The organism is Seonamhaeicola sp. MEBiC01930 (assembly GCF_045277075.1).
Taxonomy (GTDB): domain Bacteria; phylum Bacteroidota; class Bacteroidia; order Flavobacteriales; family Flavobacteriaceae; genus Seonamhaeicola.
This window is the reverse complement of record NZ_CP104270.1, coordinates 370,817-387,217: the sequence shown is the minus strand read 5'-3', so window position 1 is coordinate 387,217 and position 16,401 is coordinate 370,817. Positions and strand designations below refer to the sequence as shown.

The window sequence follows — 16,401 nt, the reverse complement described above, 5'->3', positions numbered from 1 at the left end:
CTTAAAGGTTTAATTCCTTTGGTGAATAGTAAATAATTTAATGCTTAAGGCAATAGAGCTTTATCTTTTTAGGGCAAAATGGCCCTTTACATCAAAAGCTTCACCTTCCTGAATTACTTTTGCCACAAACCAATAATCATCTGATGGCATTTTGGCACCGTTAAATGTACCATCCCAACCAATAGAGTTATGAGGTAAAGTTTTTAGCAGTTTACCATGTCTGTTATAAATAAATACAACGGTTCCTGGTATTTCATCAATACCGATAATATGCCATGTGTCATTATATGTATCGTCATTGGGCGTAAAATACTTAGGAATATCAATAACTACGACTGTTTCCGAAATATCCATACATCCGTTTAAATCTCTTATTGTTACTAGGTGAGGGCCATAGGTTACATCTTCAAATACATTTGATATTTGGGGTTCTCCATCATCAAGAAGAAAGACATAATCACCAATTCCACTTACATCAATAGTTATACTATTTGGGTCTGAAAAGTCTACTGTAGTAGTAAAATTAATATCAGCTTCTTGAGATTCAATAACTGAGAAGCTATGTGTATATTCACAATCACTTCCAATTAGATTTGGAGTTGTGACAGTTACCCAATAATCTCCAATCTGTGCTGGATCACTAAGTATTATTTGAGCCGTGTTTGCTCCAGTCGACCATAAGTAAGTATCATTTGGATTCCCTGTATATGCATCAATTACAAGAGGTAAATTGTTTATACAAAGAGGAACTACTTCTTCAATTTGAACAACAGGAAGCGGATTAATAATTGTGGAAAAAGATGTAGTATCAAAACATCCTGTTATGTTGTTTTCAATTCTAGCGTAAATAACTTCGCCATCAAAAGCAGTGTGTAAATTGTTTAGTTCATTTTCACCATTTTCTGCATCAATTAAATCACTATAATAGGTGAATGTATAATCATTGGGATTTTGAGAACCTAATATGTCGTTAGCTGTATGAGACAAATTGAATTCATAGAAACCATCATAATCATCATCACATGAAACTAAATCGGGTGCTGTGTTAGCAATGGGGTTTGGGTTTACTTGTAGATAAAAGTAAATAATTATATAACAGCTTGTTGAGTTATTAGAAACTCTTGCAAATATTTGGTGATTATTAGATGTGTAAATGAAGTTGCTAGATAACGCATTGGTGTTATTATCGGCGTTGATAAAGCTATCGTGATAAGATATATTTACTGAACTAGTATCGTTTACCAACATATCATTTACTAAAGATAATTCATATGTATTCGAATCATTATCACAAATTTCTATTGTACCAATAGAATTTGTGTCAGGAGGTGAGTTTACAATTAATTCTAATTCAATAACACTAAAGCATCCAGTTAGATTATTCCATACTTTTATGTATACAGTTTGGGTATTAGAGCTAAAGTTTGATGGGGTTGTTATGGCTAAACTGTTGTCAAACCCATCCGATTGATTAATATCATCAAAATTTTCAAAATAACTGATAACCAAATCATCCTGAATTCTATCAAGAATTTCAAAATCTGCCAATTCTAAATTAAAATTGGTTATACCATCAAAATCATTGTCACATTCAATTAAAGGTGCCGAAACTTGGGTTATGTCTGGTGCTGCAATAATATTGATTCCTAATGGCTCAACTACGTGACATAAAGAATCTTCACTTTCTATCCTAATGAAGATGGTTTGTGGGTTTTGGGTATTAGTATATTGATTTCCTAGTGGATTTAAATTATTGTCTGCATCATTAAAAGTTAAATGGTAGGATATATTTAAAATATCTGTGGAGCCTTGCGAAATTTCAACACTTTTATCATCTAAGTCAAATGTGTTAAATCCATCATTGGATGAGTCATCACAAACTAAGTAGTCTATTATTGAATTGTAAATAGGTTCTGGAGAAACTTGTAATATTAAATTAGAGGTTGTATAACAAGTGTTTTGGTCTGCCGTTATATTTTCAACTCTAACGTAAATAATTTGTGGACTTGATGTGTTTTGATAGATGCTGTTTTTATCTATAGCATTTGCTAAATTTCCAGTTAAGGCGTCACTTTCATTTTCAAAATAATATACCTCTTTTCCTGTTTGACCATTTAAGATAGTATCATCCATTTCTACCAATAAAAAGTCTGCAACCGTTGTACCTGTTACTTCACAAATTTGAAATTCAAGATCTGAAGGAATGAGTGGTAGTGTATTTATTATAATGTCTATAGTGTTTATATTGTAACATCCGGTATTGGAGTATTCAAAGCGAGTGTATATTGTTTGGGTTTCAGCATTAAAATCATTGGGTGTTAATATGGGGTTTGTATTAGAATTCGCATCGTTTTCGTCAGTAAAGAAACTTATCATTATCCCTGTAGTATCAGAAATCATTTCAGAAATTTTATCTTCTAAGTTTACAGTGTAAAATCCATCTTGATTGTCATCACAGATAATAAAAGGTGTAGGGAGGGTTGTTCCAGGTGCTATAATAACTTGCAAGTCAAAAGGATTTACTGTTGAGCAACCAGAATCTATATTTTCAATTCTTGCATATAAAGTTTCGGTTGAAGTAGAATTTGTGTAAAAAGGAGGTAAAACATTGATGTTATTTTGTGCATCAGCATCAGATGTAAAGTAAGTTACCGTAAAGTTTGCATTACCATTTGTTACTGTATCATCTAAAGAATGCAGGTCAATACTAACTATACCATCATCGTCATTATCACAGTACTCAACAGGAACAGCAGGATCAAATAATAAAATGGGGTTAACTAATAATGTTATTTCGGATTGATCGATACATCCAGTAACGTCATCTTCTAAAGTAATATAAAGTACAGTAGGGCTTAACGCAGCATAAGGAACAGATGGATTAATAGGGTTTGTGCCAGTGTCTCTATCATTTTCTGTTTCATAAAAGGTTACTGAAATTGTATTTGGTAAATCATTATTAATGAATGTCTCAACTGTAAATAAATTAAAATCCAATGTGTCATTTTCATCATCATTCACATCACATAAGGCAAAATCACCAGTATCAGTACCTGTTAATAATAAATTAGTATGAACTTCTAAAGGAACAATAGATGCGCAACCAGTGATGTCATCCTCAATACGAACATATAAAGTTCTATTACCAGGTTCTAAAGCAGTATTTGTATATTCATAATTATTTGGGTCCCCGATAGGATTAATATCTTCGTTCGCATCATCAAAACTTTCATGGTACGTAAGCGTTACTCCTGTCAATCCACTTAAAATATCTGAATTGACCTGTGTTAAATCAAAAAATGCATTACCATCGTGATCCGTATCACAAGCATCCAAAAATTGTGTGTCTCTATTTATTACCGGGCTTGTTGTAACTTCAACTGATAAGCTGGTTGTGTTAATACAGCCCGTTACTGTATTTATAATTCTCACATAAACAATGTCAGATGGAGTATTTGTGTTTATATAAGAACCAGGAATTGCATTATTTCCAGTTGAGGCGTCTAAGGTGTTATAATGATAACTAACAGCTAAATTAGGGAGCCCTCCAGTTATTTCTGTATCTTTTTGAGTGAGGTCTATAACCGTATATCCGTCTGGAAAATCATCACTATCACACGTCTCCAATGGTGTTGGGGGTGTGTTGTCTGGTGCTGGATTTACAATTAAATCAAAAGATGTATAACCAAAACAATTACTGTCCAAATCTTCTATTCTAACATGTATTGTTTGTGGATTTGTAGTATTAGTAATTGATGAAGTAATTGAGTTAGAGTTACTTCTCGCTTCAACTTCAGTGTAATGGTAAGAGAACGAATAGCTACTAAAAGGAATATTAGTTATTAATTCAGTATTTTTTGTTGAAAGGTCAAATATTTCTGAACCATCATTACTCGAGTCATCACATAATTCATAATTAGTAATTGGAGTAATTGATTCTTCTGAGTTGAGTATAACAATAATTTCGTCTTCTTCAATACAACTATTAGAGTTTAAAGGTACCGTAACTTCAACCCTGTAAGTGCCATCTTGAGTAGCATTCAACGTTGAATTGGTTTCTGAAGTAAGTAGAGTATTATCTCTGTACCAAGCATATGTGGCTAAAGGGTTGTTTAAATCGGCATCTAAAAGAACTGAACTTTCGCAGGTTTCAATATCATCTCCTAAATCTAAAATTTCAAAGCTATTTCCTTCAATAAAAACTGCAGAATCAAAAGTGCCATCTCTTTGGTCTGCTATAATTAATTTTATATGATATTGAACATATGGAACAATTGTTTCTGAAGCAGTTAAAACTGTTGTTCTTCCATTATAATTTGTGTCTCCTACGTTATATGTGTCAAAATATTGTTCATTTTCTGGTCCACATACACCAAAAATTTCATTATGCACGGTTGCTGAATTCACTGGCGTTGTAGTACTAGGAATAACAGCAATATTTCTGTAAGGATTCCCGGTTCCTGCCTCTGTAATTAGAAATACAAAATGGTCAGTAACATTTTGACATGGTAAAATTTCAAAATATTCTTCTGATGCAAATAAGTAGTTAAATTGAAATTGATCTGAGATTGAAACAAAATCAAATTCAATTGAGGTTGCATTTTGCGTTCCAGAAATTCCCAATGCTGATTCTATATCTGGATCAGTGCCCCAAACTGAAGAACCTTCGCTTAAAATAGGTGTTCTTTCTCCATTTCCACCAGATTCTGAGTTACCCGTTGAAAGCATAATGCCATTTTCAAAAGGAAAATTTGAATTTCCTCTCTCAAAATAAGCATAGCTTGAAAAACCCGAAGAATTCCCGTTAACAGTAGAAGTTATATTTGATATTTCTACGCAACCATCTACTAAATTGTCTTCAATAAGTTGTTGAACGCCAATAGAACTATCTACAGAGATTTGCTGAGAGTACAGCGTGAAACAACTGCAAAAAATGGCAATTATGAAACAACAAACAAATCTCATAGCGTAGGTTTTATCCGATTTTTTAGGCTAAATAGTCCTGTTTTGTAATGCAGGATTATTTGGCCGAAAATTATGATTTTTTTAGATGAAACGCAAAAATAATCCGTTAAAATGTAATTATTTTAAATTTTTAAGGTAAAATGATCTTTAAATATTCTACCATCATCTAGTACAACTGTAAACCAATAGTCATCAGCTGGTAATTTTTGCCCTTTAAAAGAACCATCCCACCCTTCACTAGAAGGAGAAAGTTCTTTTAATAATTTTCCATACCTATCAAATATCCTAATTTTTGTATTGGGTTGAAACATGCTGCTAACACCATATACTTGCCAAGTATCATGCTTGCCATCATTGTTTGGAGAAAAAAACTTTGGAAACCCAATAACTGAGACTTTATCATTTACTATTCCACAATTGTTTTTAAAGTCTTTTACAGTAACAGTGTAAATACCAGGAAAAACATTTTCAAACACATTACTATCTTGATAGTCTTTATAAATTACATTATTCTCGTCAAGGAGCCTATATTGGTACTCCCCATCGCCAAAAGCTAAAACAGTAATAATATTATTAACATTAGCATCATTAACTTCTATTTTATTTATTGAAGCAATACTAGAAGCCTCCACTTTAATAGTCCTGCTTTTAGAGCACATATTAGAATTAGTCACGGTAACGATATAATCTTTGGCCTCATTGATGTTAATACTGAATGTGTTTTCACCAGTTGACCACGAATAAGTATAATCTGTAGATGTTTCATTAGAACTAAGAGCATCAATTGAAATGGAGTCAGGAAATATGTTGGTGCAATAATAGGTAATATCTTCTGTGATTATTTCAGGAAGTTTATGAACTATTAATGATATTTCACTAATCCCATAGCAATTATTTGCATTTTCAACTCTAGCATATATGGTTTGATTATATGCCGTTGTATTTGTGTAAGAGTTTTCAAGACTGTTATTTTCCAGAAGCGCATTTTCATACGTTTCATAATAAGAAACTTCTAATCCAGTAGGAAGACCATTAATAATTTCGGATTCAATATCTGTCAAATTGAATTCGTAGAGCCCGTCTTCTATACTATCGTCATCGCATACTTCTAATTCAACATCGTTAGAATCTGTAAGGCTAACATTTAAAACAAGTTCTGAATAATTAAAGCAGCCTGTTCTGGTATTAATTAATTCAACATAAATAGTTTGTGGATTTGAGGTGTTTAAAAAGGAGTTACCGTCAATCTCCATGATTCTGGCAGAGTCAGAATAAAAAACTGTACTTAATTCATCATTATTACCAGTTAAAGCATTATTAGCCTCATTTAAATTAAAAATGGTAAAACCGTCTTTAAAGCCATCTTCATCACATTGAATTATTGTATGGTTAATTGGTGAAGGGTTGGGTTCAAATATTACAAAGGCATCACCTTCAATAGCGCAATCACCATTATTAGGGTCTATATAAACTTCATAGTAACCACTATTGGTTACGGTTAGGTCATAATCACTTTCAGGTAAAAGAATTTCATCTAGTGTCCAGGTATAGGTTGCACCTGGTAATTCTGTTGCGGATAAGGTATATGAATCACCTTCACATAATTCAAGGGTGGTAGCGCTTTCTCCATTTTTAATTATATCTATTTCTTGATTAAAGAATGAGGCAATAAATGGGGGCAGTCCTTGAGAAGAATTTTTAGGTGATAAACTCACAGCGTTATGCTGATAGTTGCAGGAAACACCAACATTATTAGGATTATTAATTACTCCAAGATATGGCAGCCCTTGACCATAGGTTGCACTTAGTGCTCTATATATTTTACCATTAGGACCAAGTTGTAAGGCTCCTCTATACAGACTTCTATCATCAACAATAAATTCTGAAGCTTGAATGTTAGGAACACTTAAATTAAATTGAACTAGTAATGAAGAGTGGTTAGAGGGAATATTATTATTTGAAGGGTCTGTTTGATCAAAAAAATCATTGGAAGAATGTACATAAAGTAATTCGTTATTAGGCGAAAACTCAATACCATAAGGGAAGCCACTTCTAAAATCACTAATAGTAAGCTCTAGAGAATTAGAAGCTTGTCCAGTTAGTACGTCAAAATCAAACAGGAACAAACCATTTCTAGAATTGGCCAAGGCCATTTTGGAACCATCAGGAGATACTTTTAAGTACCCTCTTTTATCTTGAATAAAAAACGGAAGAGTAGATTTTACAGCGTTTAGATTTACCCCTGTATCAGTTATTTCAAATGCGTGAAATGTGTTAAATTCTCCTTCATCCCCATTTTCAGAAGCAAAGGTTATTACCCAAATAGATTTTGTAACACAATCTTTTTGTACTGCTGTTAATTTCTCAGAACAAAAGGGTAGTAGGTTGCTGTTTTTCAAAATAATGCCTCCTAACCCGCCATCTAAGGTCATATTTACAATAGAATAATTAAAACCATAATTTGGCTCTTCTGCACGCGTAGTAGTGTCTACCGTGAATATATAATATACGTTTTCGTCATCTGGTTTAGGAACTATTATTGCAGATTGAGCACTTGAACTATCTCCAAACAAATTATTTCCATTAAGCATTTGCTCATGGTTTCTATTCCAAACTGTTGTTCCATCTGTATAAAAAAGAAGGTTTCCAAGTTCATCAGAAATTGAAGAACATCCCTCGTTTGTAAACAATTGTCCATTATCTACAGAAGTAACAGAATTATTAGCTAAATTAAATTCAACTCCAGCACCATAGCCAAAATACCAGTTAGATGCTTGTCTCTGGGCGTGTGTATATAAACCCAAAATACATAATAATATGAATAAGGAGATTTTTTTCATTCTTTTTCAATAGCCAATACTATCAAATATATTATAAATCTCGCTTTTTTAATAATCTATACGATAAAAAGATTAGAAAACAATTTTAATGCAAGTCTTGTATTGATGTATTGTTTTAAATATATACTGAATATTAAAATTTATCGTTTAAGAGTAAAATGATTTTTAAATATTCTCCCATCCTGTAGTTTTACTATAAACCAATAATCATCAGAAGGTAAAGCTTGGTTATTAAAAGAGCCATCCCATCCTGTATGCAAGGGGTCAAGTTCTATAATTAGTTTGCCAAACCTATCATAGATTTTGACTTTAGAATTTGGTTGAAACATATTAGAAACGCCTATTACTTGCCAAGTATCATTGACTCCATCATTATTTGGAGTAAAAAATTTAGGAAAACCGATTACTGAGATATTTCCGCTTTCAACACCGCAATCGTTTTTTACATCTTTGATATTTACAGAGTATAAACCTGGGGAGACATTTTCAAAGACATTATTGCTTTGATATGGTCTATAAATGGAATTATTGGTATTATCTATTAATTCGTATTCATAAGTACTAACACCAGTAACCATTACCGATATAATATTATTTTGAGTCCCATCTATGATTTCAATACCTTCTAAATTTGGAATAGTCACAGCAGTAACTAAGAACTCCTCTGTTTTAGTACATTGTACATCATTTTGTGTAAACTTTGTTGTAAGTGTATAGTTTCCAGGCTTAGTAATAGAAACTGAAGCATTAGTACTTATAATCGTATTGTCCTCACTTATCCATTCGTAAGCTTCAGAATTTGGTTCAACATTTATTTGTAAAGCTTTTTCAGGAAGTTGATTTAGGCATAATTGGTATTCCTTCTTTAGGCTTGAGCTAGGTAAAATATTAACAATAAGAGAAATAGGTTCAATACCAATACAATCCATATTTTCATTTTCGGCACGTAACCATATAGTTTTTGAACTAGAAACATAAAAGTTGTCTTCAATGGTATTACTCTCAAATTCTGCATCCAGCTCTGTAGGGTAAAATCTAATAGAGGTACTAGTAGGTAATGAAAATTGTGTTCTTATATTATCTTTTTTTAATTCCAAATTAAAAACACCTAAGAAGTCATCGTTAATAGAATTGCTTGAATCACAAACAACCATGTAGTCTATGTCACCTAAAGTTGCATTGACTGCATAGATGGAAAAATTCATAATACTGAAACAATTATTATTAACCATTACTTTGATAAATAATTCTTGAACATTAGAAGTACTATTTTGATATGGAATTTCTGTAGAAATGGTATTGAAATTGTTAATATCATCTATAGATTCATAAAAAGAGATTTCATAATTGTCATCCCCATAAAATGAAGGATTGTTTTTATCAATAATTTTATCAAATACCTTCTCAAGATTAAAATTGGCAAAGCCATTATCATCATTATCACATTGAAGCAATGTTTGATTAGAAAATAGAGTTGGAGGAATGCCCCCAGAGCTAATAGCTCTTACTTGCCTTACAGTAGTAATACCATCTATTGTTGAATAGGTATGTTCAGTAAGATAATTTCCAGGGGTTTTATATTCATGTATTAATGTAACACTTTTTGATTCAGGAAAGTCTCCTTTAATTATTGTGCCGTCTCCAAAATCCATTATATATTTCTTGTTTAAAGAAATATTATTTGCAATAAGGGTAAATTCAATTATTCCGCAGCTTACAATATAACTAAAGCTGGCACCAGCTAGAAGGCTAAATCCATTGCCTTCTTGAGAAGTTTCGTAGGTGCCTGGACCTGTAACAAAGCTTTGACCATAAACACCATTAACAATTAAAAATATTAATATAAACCTTAATAATTTCATTTATTAATATTAATCATGAACAAGTGGTATCAAGCAAATTGATATAAAGAGATAAACTAATTTAAGTAAATTAATTGATACTAATTTATTGCCTTCATTATTAGTTAGTTATAGATTGTTTTTTGTTCAATTCATTTTTAATTAGGAGTTGTTATTTGGCCCCAAATTAAAATTACGACTCAACTTTTTAACAATATGCAAAGTATTAATTATAAATCTCGCTTTTTTAATAATCTATAGGATAAAAGTATGAATAAAGCAGTCCAACCTATTACTATAATTATTTCATGCCCATGAACGGCATAGTCATGAATAAATTCTTGATTATCAGGCATTTTGGTTGCTGCAATTCTTAAAAAAGGAATATCAATTAGTTTATACATTGACTTTAATGGAAAGAAATTTTGAATATTAGTAGCCATTTCTTCGGAACTAAACTTCCATAGTACTAAATATAAAATCCATTCAATTAAAAATAAAACAAATATAAAAGCGAGTGCAAATGCAGAACGTTTTGCTAGCATACCAAAAAATAGACATAAACTAAAGAAACCAATTAATTTAATACAATATGCTATTAAGAATTCAGTTTCCCTAAATATTATTGATAATTCATTATAGCTAGAATAGTAAAGACCAATGCATAAGCTAAGAAGAAAAATAATTAAGGTTGAAACAAGAGAAAAGAATATAATTGTATAAAACTTTGAAAGAATAAATTCCTTTTTGCTCAAACCATCAATAAGATTCTGCTTTATGGTTTTATTGCTGTATTCGTTTCCAATCATACTAACTACAACAATGGCGAAAAACAATTTGAAATGAGCAGAGAAATATGTAACTAAATGCCAAATCATGGGAAAATTAAATACACCTAGTTCACCAAGTTCTAATGTGAAAAAACCAAAAAAAGGAATTTTAAATGATGATAATAAAATAATAAATAGAGGTAATATATAAGATATACCAATCAATATTTTACTTGTCTTGTTTAAAAGCAATTTTTGTAATTCTAAGTTTAAAAGTCGTAACATGTTCTGGGTTTTGATTGGTTTAGTCTTTGTCTGTTAATTGCAAGAATTGTTCTTCTAAACTCTCTTTTCTTTGAACCAAATGCGTAAGAATAATTTCGTTTTTAAAAAGTTCTTTGTTAAAGTCTTCGGATTTCAAAGGCTCTGTTAAAAAAGCGGTTACTAAATCGTCTTCAACTTTAATTTTTCCAATTACTTTATGGTTTTCCAGGAGTTTCAGTAATCTATCTTGATTATTACATTTTAACTCAAAAAAACCATGACTAGAAATCATTTCATCAACTCTACCAGAGTATAACTTTTCTCCTTTTCGTAAAACAACCACATGAGAACAAACTTTTTCAACTTCATCTAGTAAATGAGATGCTAGTAATATAGTAGTGCCTTTGGATGCAATCTCTTTTATAATTTCTCTAATTTGATGAATACCTTGGGGGTCTAAACCATTTGTGGGTTCATCTAAAATTAATATTTCAGGGTCATTTAATAAAGCTGAGGCAATGGCTAAACGCTGCTTCATTCCTAATGAGAAAGTTTTGAACTTGCTGTCTTTTCTATTTAAAAGCCCAACAACTTCAAGTTTTTCATCAATTTTACTATAATCAACACCTTTGATTTTACAAACTAATTTTAAATTCTGATAACCTGACATGTAAGGGTAAAAATTTGGACGTTCAATAATCGCTCCAACTTTTTTTAATGCATCGTGCGTTGATGTGTTTCCATCAAACCAATGAAAATTTCCAGATGTTTTATTTACAACATTTAATACTACTCCTAAGGTTGTTGATTTTCCACTACCATTAGGCCCTAAAATGCCATAAATGTTCCCTTTATTTATAGTAAAAGATAAATCTTTAACAGCTGTTAAGTAACCAAATTTTTTAGTGAGATTATTAATGGTAAGAATTGTTTCCAAATTTTAACAATTTTAAGCCAATGTTTAATTGACAAAGATTAGTTATACGGGTAAGACGAGCCTTCCGTTATTTTGTTACATGATAGCCATAAAACATTTGAAATTAATTAGTTTTGTAATATGAAGGATCTAAAAATTTCAAAGAAGAAACCATCTTACCAAATAGATGAAAAATTAAGTAACTATCTAACCGAATACAATAGGAATATTAAAATACCTATTTTTTATGATGACTTGTTGAGGTTTCAAGGTTCTATTGTTGTTTATGATGAAGATGATAATGATACCTTATGGGTGCGGGTTTATTATAATGATTATGAAAGGGAAGAAATAGAAATGTCATTGAAAAAAGTCTATACTATTTTGCATTCTGATGGGAATGAAGAAGCTCACCCTTTTTTAAGTGTTGACGCCATAGACTATTGTACTTTTGGAAATTCTAAACCTTTTAGAATTAAAATTAGGAATATTTTGAATGATAATTTTACTTATTTCTATATAAAAACTGCAGATGCTTCTAGAATTTACGGTTTAGAGTTAGAGCATATGTTATCGCCTTACAATTTGAATTTTTTAGTTTATAAGGATACATTAATTGAGGAACATATTTCTGGTATTCCGGGAGATGTTTTTATAAAGACAATGTTACCTAATTGCACTAGATCTGAAAAAGCACAAATAGCAAAAGAATTTGTTAAGTTTAATGAGCGTTGTATGATTCGATTATTGGGGGATATGCGTTCTTATAATTATGTTATTGTTCCCACACATGATTTTGACCATGTGGTTTATAAGATTAGAGCCATAGATTTTGATCAACAATCATATGAGGGGAAATTTAATATATATAGGCCTCAATTTTTTAAAGAAAATTTAGAAATGGTAGAAATGGTATCTAAGATTTTGAGGAAGCTTTCTATAGATCAATATAAAACTGAAGAACGCTCAATATTAGTTAAAAGGATGAAAAGTTTTAATGATAGAATAGACCTTTTAATGTCTGCAATGAGAGATGATATTATTTCTACAGATAAGCATATAGACCAACTTAAGAAAGAAATATTTAAATACTCTAAAGACGAAAAGTTTTTAGGTTGTAAAACAATGGGGCAAATTCTTAAATGTGGACTGGAATTTTTAACTACAAATTATGAGAACGTAAACCCTTTAAATATAACCTAGATTTTAGTTCCAGTTTTCATCAAAATCTAAATTGTTGTAGTCATCAACATCTAGATCGTCATCAAATTCATTAAACATTTCATCGCCTTCAGATTCGAATAAACGCTCTGGGGCATTGTCAGGTATTTGTCCGTGAACAAACATAAGATTTGGGTAGTCATGACCCTCAGTTTCTTCAACAATTTCTGCAAGTTCTACATAGAATGTCCACATGTTTAGGAAATCATAAACATATATTAGTTTAGTCTGTGCCTCATGAACAACACTATCAATTGGCGTTTCATTCATTAAACGAGCAGAGGCGTCTTCGCTTAAATCAAATAAAGAGATTTCTTCACCTTGATCCCAATGGTCATTACTCAAATAAAATGATGCCATTTCAGTACCGTCAAACCCAAATGATTGTGTGATGATATTGTGCAAATCTTCAAGCGAGTCATTTTCTCTAATTTCCAAGTCACGAAAAATATCATCTTCCGTGTCATTATCAAGTATAACTCTAAATCGGTAAATCATAGTGAAATTTTATGATGCAAAGTTAAACTTTTTATATTATTTGCTAAAACGATGCAATGTAAATGTCATGGCTGTTAATAAGAAAAATGCACCAATTTGATGTGCTACACCTAACCAAACAGGCACCTGTAAAAGTATGGTAAAAACACCAAGTAAAAATTGAGCAGCAACAATTATTAATAAAGCTTTAATACTGTTTGATTGTAACTTGGTTAGTTTTTGTGTTTTGGCACGTTTCCAGATTAAAAGAACACAAATTACAACCAGATAAGCCAATAATCTATGTGTAAATTGAACACCACTTTTGCCTTCTATAAAGTTCTTGTAAATTGGGTTTTGCTCTATGTAAACAGTTTCATGCATAAATTTACCTTCACTCATTAATGGCCAATGGTTATGAATGAAACCAGCATCTAATCCGGCAACAAAAGCCCCATAAATAATTTGAATCATAAGAATAAATACTCCAAATCTAATTAGGTTTCTAAACCTAATATTTACTTCTTTTTTATTAGGAAAAATTAAATCTAATGCCACCCAGAATGTGTAGGCAAAAGTTATGAATGCCGTTGTTAAGTGAGCCGCTAACCTATAATGACTAACATCGGGGTTATCTACCAAACCACTTTTTACCATATACCAACCTAAAAATCCCTGAAATGCTCCTAGACCAAGTAGAACAATAGATTTTTTTATTGTTGGTATACTTAATTGTTTTTTAATTAAGAAATAGACAAAAGGAATAAAGAATACTAATCCTATTAACCTGCCAATAACACGGTGTAACCACTCCCAAAAGTAAATGTCTTGAAAATCTTGTAATGTAAAATGAGTGTTTAGTTTTTGGTATTCCGGGTATTGTTTGTATAAATTAAAAGCCTCTTGCCATTCGGTTTCATTCATCGGAGGAATAGTTCCAGAGATTAATTTATAATTTGAAATAGAAAGTCCAGAATGTGTTAGTCTTGTAATACCCCCAACAACAACCATTACAAAGATTAAGAAGCATCCAGTTAATAGCCAATAAATTACTTTTTTGTTGTCTTTAATCATTTACTTTTAATCCTAATTTTAGTCCTTTTTCTAACATTAACTTATGAGCTGCCTCATATTCATTTGGAATATCTCCTTCTAAAATAGCCTCCTTTATAAACTCTTTTATCACCCCTATTTCGCGTGATGGTTTTAAATTGAAAGTATTCATTATTTCTTCACCAGAAATTGGTGGTTGAAAATTACGAACATGATCGCGTTCTTCAACTTCAATAATTTTATCTCTAACAATCTTAAAATTGTTATGATACTTTTTAAATTTTTTCGGATTCTTTGTTGTAATATCCGCTTCGCAAAGTGTCATTAAATCATCAACATAATCACCAGCATCAAAAACCAAACGTCTCACAGCAGAATCAGTTACCAAATCTTGAGCTAAAACTATGGGGCGAGAACTCATTAATACCATTTTTTGAACAAACTTCATTTTGTCATTCAATGGCATTTTTAAACGCTTAAATAATTGATAGACCATTTTTGAGCCTTCAAATTCATGCCCATGAAATGTCCAGCCAATTCTTTTGTTAAATTTTTTTGTTGGTGCTTTTCCTATATCATGTAAAAGAGCAGCCCATCGTAACCAAAGATTATTAGTCTTCTTAGAGATGTTGTCAACCACCTCTAAAGTGTGGTAAAAATTGTCTTTATGTTTTTGACCTTCAACCTCTTCAACACCTTTTAAGGCAATAAGTTCTGGAAGAATATATTTAAGTAAACCTGTTTGTTCCAGGAGTAAAAAACCAACTGAAGGCTTAGTGCTTTCCAGAATTTTATTAATTTCTACAACAATGCGCTCTTTAGTTATTATTTTTATTCTCGAGGAGTTTTTTGAAATAGCATTTAAACTTTCTGCTTCAATGGTAAAGTCTAGTTGAGTTGCAAACCTTATGGCTCTTAGCATTCTTAATGGATCATCACTATATGTGATATCGGGATCAAGAGGTGTTCTAATGATTTTATTATCCAAATCTTGAATACCATTGAATGGATCAAGTAAATCGCCAAAAGTGTTTAAGTTTAAACTTAAAGCTAAAGCATTTATAGTAAAATCACGTCTATTCTGATCATCTTCTAAACTGCCGTTTTCAACAACAGGATTTCGACTGTTTTCCGAATATGATTCTTTACGGGCTCCAACAAATTCAATTTCAATATCATTGTACCTTAACATAGCTGTACCATAAGTTTTAAAGATTTGAATTTTTGGATTGGTTGGTAAGTTCTTTGCAACTTGTTTAGCAAGTTCTATTCCGCTTCCAACCGCAACTACATCAATGTCTTTGGCATCACCTCGTTTAAGAATAAAATCACGTACAAATCCACCAATCACATATGCTTCCATCTGAAGTTCTTCAGCAGATTGAGTAATTACTTTGAATACGGATAGTTGTAAGGCCTCTTTATAATTCATTCTAAAACTTCTAAATAGAAGTTAATATTAAAACGAAAAAATTAAGCCCTAATTATTTTAACTACCCCATTATTGCTCAATTTTATAATTGAGGACGGTTTAGAGCATTTTTTTTCGCGATGCAAATTTACAACATAGTCTACTCCTTTTAAAACCTCTGGAGCTATTTCTTTGAAAGATTTAGGGGTAGGCAACCCACTAATATTAGCGGAGGTAGAAACTATGGCACCATTAAATTTTCTTGTGAGCCAATAGCAAAACTCATCATCCGGTATTCTAATTGCAATGGTGTTATCTTCCGCAACCAAATTGGGTGCTAAATTTTGTGCATCATCATAAATAATGGTTGTTGGTTTATCGGTAACTTCAATGATACTTTGTGCGGCATAAGGAACTTGCTTTATATATTTTTTAAGCATTCTTTCATCTGCCACTAAACAAATTAGAGCTTTACTATCTTCACGTTGTTTTAATTCATAAACTTTTTTAACAGCTTCAGCATTATTAGCATCACAACCAATACCCCAAACTGTGTCTGTTGGGTAAAGAATTAGTCCTCCTTGTTTTAATATTTCTAAAGTTTTTTTAATTTCTTTATCAATCATAATTTCAATGATGTTGA

The 16,401-nt window shown here is 31.3% G+C and carries 10 protein-coding genes; 1 reads left to right on the top strand and 9 read right to left on the bottom strand.

Features of this window, described 5'->3' with window-relative positions:
• Positions 1–60: 60 nt before the first annotated feature.
• From N1F78_RS01865 to N1F78_RS01845, 5 genes are all read right to left on the bottom strand, one after another.
• A complete protein-coding gene (locus tag N1F78_RS01865; protein WP_406684493.1) occupies positions 61–4,965 on the bottom strand; it encodes a choice-of-anchor L domain-containing protein in 4,905 nt (1,634 codons plus the stop codon).
• Between the two features lie 122 nt (positions 4,966–5,087).
• The gene (locus tag N1F78_RS01860) at positions 5,088–7,805 is read right to left on the bottom strand and encodes a T9SS type B sorting domain-containing protein (protein ID WP_406684492.1); all 2,718 of its coding nucleotides are present in this window, start codon (positions 7,803–7,805) and stop codon (positions 5,088–5,090) included.
• Positions 7,806–7,945: 140 nt separating this feature from the next.
• Positions 7,946–9,667: a T9SS type B sorting domain-containing protein gene (locus N1F78_RS01855; RefSeq protein ID WP_406684491.1), complete on the bottom strand. Its 1,722-nt coding sequence runs from the start codon at positions 9,665–9,667 to the stop codon at positions 7,946–7,948.
• A gap of 209 nt (positions 9,668–9,876) precedes the next feature.
• A complete protein-coding gene (locus tag N1F78_RS01850; RefSeq protein ID WP_406684490.1) occupies positions 9,877–10,701 on the bottom strand; it encodes an ABC transporter permease in 825 nt (274 codons plus the stop codon).
• Between the two features lie 19 nt (positions 10,702–10,720).
• Positions 10,721–11,617 (bottom strand): ABC transporter ATP-binding protein, encoded by an 897-nt coding sequence (locus tag N1F78_RS01845; protein WP_406684489.1) that lies wholly within the window; start codon positions 11,615–11,617, stop codon positions 10,721–10,723.
• A 120-nt stretch (positions 11,618–11,737) separates the two neighbouring features.
• Here N1F78_RS01845 and N1F78_RS01840 point away from each other — a divergent pair, with 120 nt between their 5' ends.
• A complete protein-coding gene (locus tag N1F78_RS01840) occupies positions 11,738–12,799 on the top strand; it encodes a hypothetical protein (protein ID WP_406684488.1) in 1,062 nt (353 codons plus the stop codon).
• Between the two features lie 3 nt (positions 12,800–12,802).
• Here the strand turns inward: N1F78_RS01840 and N1F78_RS01835 are convergent, their stop codons facing one another.
• The 4 genes from N1F78_RS01835 to N1F78_RS01820 are packed head-to-tail and all read right to left on the bottom strand — an operon-like array spanning position 12,803 to position 16,384.
• On the bottom strand, positions 12,803–13,315 hold the full coding sequence (locus tag N1F78_RS01835) for an IS1096 element passenger TnpR family protein (protein ID WP_406684487.1): 513 nt from the start codon (positions 13,313–13,315) through the stop codon (positions 12,803–12,805).
• Positions 13,316–13,351: 36 nt separating this feature from the next.
• Positions 13,352–14,368, bottom strand: coding sequence for a COX15/CtaA family protein (locus N1F78_RS01830; RefSeq protein WP_406684486.1), 1,017 nt, complete (start codon positions 14,366–14,368; stop codon positions 13,352–13,354).
• The gene (locus N1F78_RS01825) at positions 14,361–15,779 is read right to left on the bottom strand and encodes a CCA tRNA nucleotidyltransferase (RefSeq protein ID WP_406684485.1); all 1,419 of its coding nucleotides are present in this window, start codon (positions 15,777–15,779) and stop codon (positions 14,361–14,363) included. The genes N1F78_RS01830 and N1F78_RS01825 overlap by 8 nt, the downstream gene beginning before the upstream one ends.
• 41 nt (positions 15,780–15,820) lie before the next feature.
• Positions 15,821–16,384, bottom strand: coding sequence for an L-threonylcarbamoyladenylate synthase (locus N1F78_RS01820; RefSeq protein ID WP_406684484.1), 564 nt, complete (start codon positions 16,382–16,384; stop codon positions 15,821–15,823).
• Between the last annotated feature and the right edge of the window lie 17 nt (positions 16,385–16,401).

What these genes read in the sequence shown, in the direction of transcription:
- N1F78_RS01865 (WP_406684493.1), bottom strand. Translation starts at nt 4,965, where the DNA reads ATGAGATTTGTTTGTTGTTTCATAATTGCCATTTTTTGCAGTTGTTTC.
- N1F78_RS01860 (WP_406684492.1), bottom strand. Translation starts at nt 7,805, where the DNA reads ATGAAAAAAATCTCCTTATTCATATTATTATGTATTTTGGGTTTATAT.
- N1F78_RS01855 (WP_406684491.1), bottom strand. Translation starts at nt 9,667, where the DNA reads ATGAAATTATTAAGGTTTATATTAATATTTTTAATTGTTAATGGTGTT.
- N1F78_RS01850 (WP_406684490.1), bottom strand. Translation starts at nt 10,701, where the DNA reads ATGTTACGACTTTTAAACTTAGAATTACAAAAATTGCTTTTAAACAAG.
- N1F78_RS01840 (WP_406684488.1), top strand. Translation starts at nt 11,738, where the DNA reads ATGAAGGATCTAAAAATTTCAAAGAAGAAACCATCTTACCAAATAGAT.
- N1F78_RS01835 (WP_406684487.1), bottom strand. Translation starts at nt 13,315, where the DNA reads ATGATTTACCGATTTAGAGTTATACTTGATAATGACACGGAAGATGAT.
- N1F78_RS01830 (WP_406684486.1), bottom strand. Translation starts at nt 14,368, where the DNA reads ATGATTAAAGACAACAAAAAAGTAATTTATTGGCTATTAACTGGATGC.
- N1F78_RS01825 (WP_406684485.1), bottom strand. Translation starts at nt 15,779, where the DNA reads ATGAATTATAAAGAGGCCTTACAACTATCCGTATTCAAAGTAATTACT.
- N1F78_RS01820 (WP_406684484.1), bottom strand. Translation starts at nt 16,384, where the DNA reads ATGATTGATAAAGAAATTAAAAAAACTTTAGAAATATTAAAACAAGGA.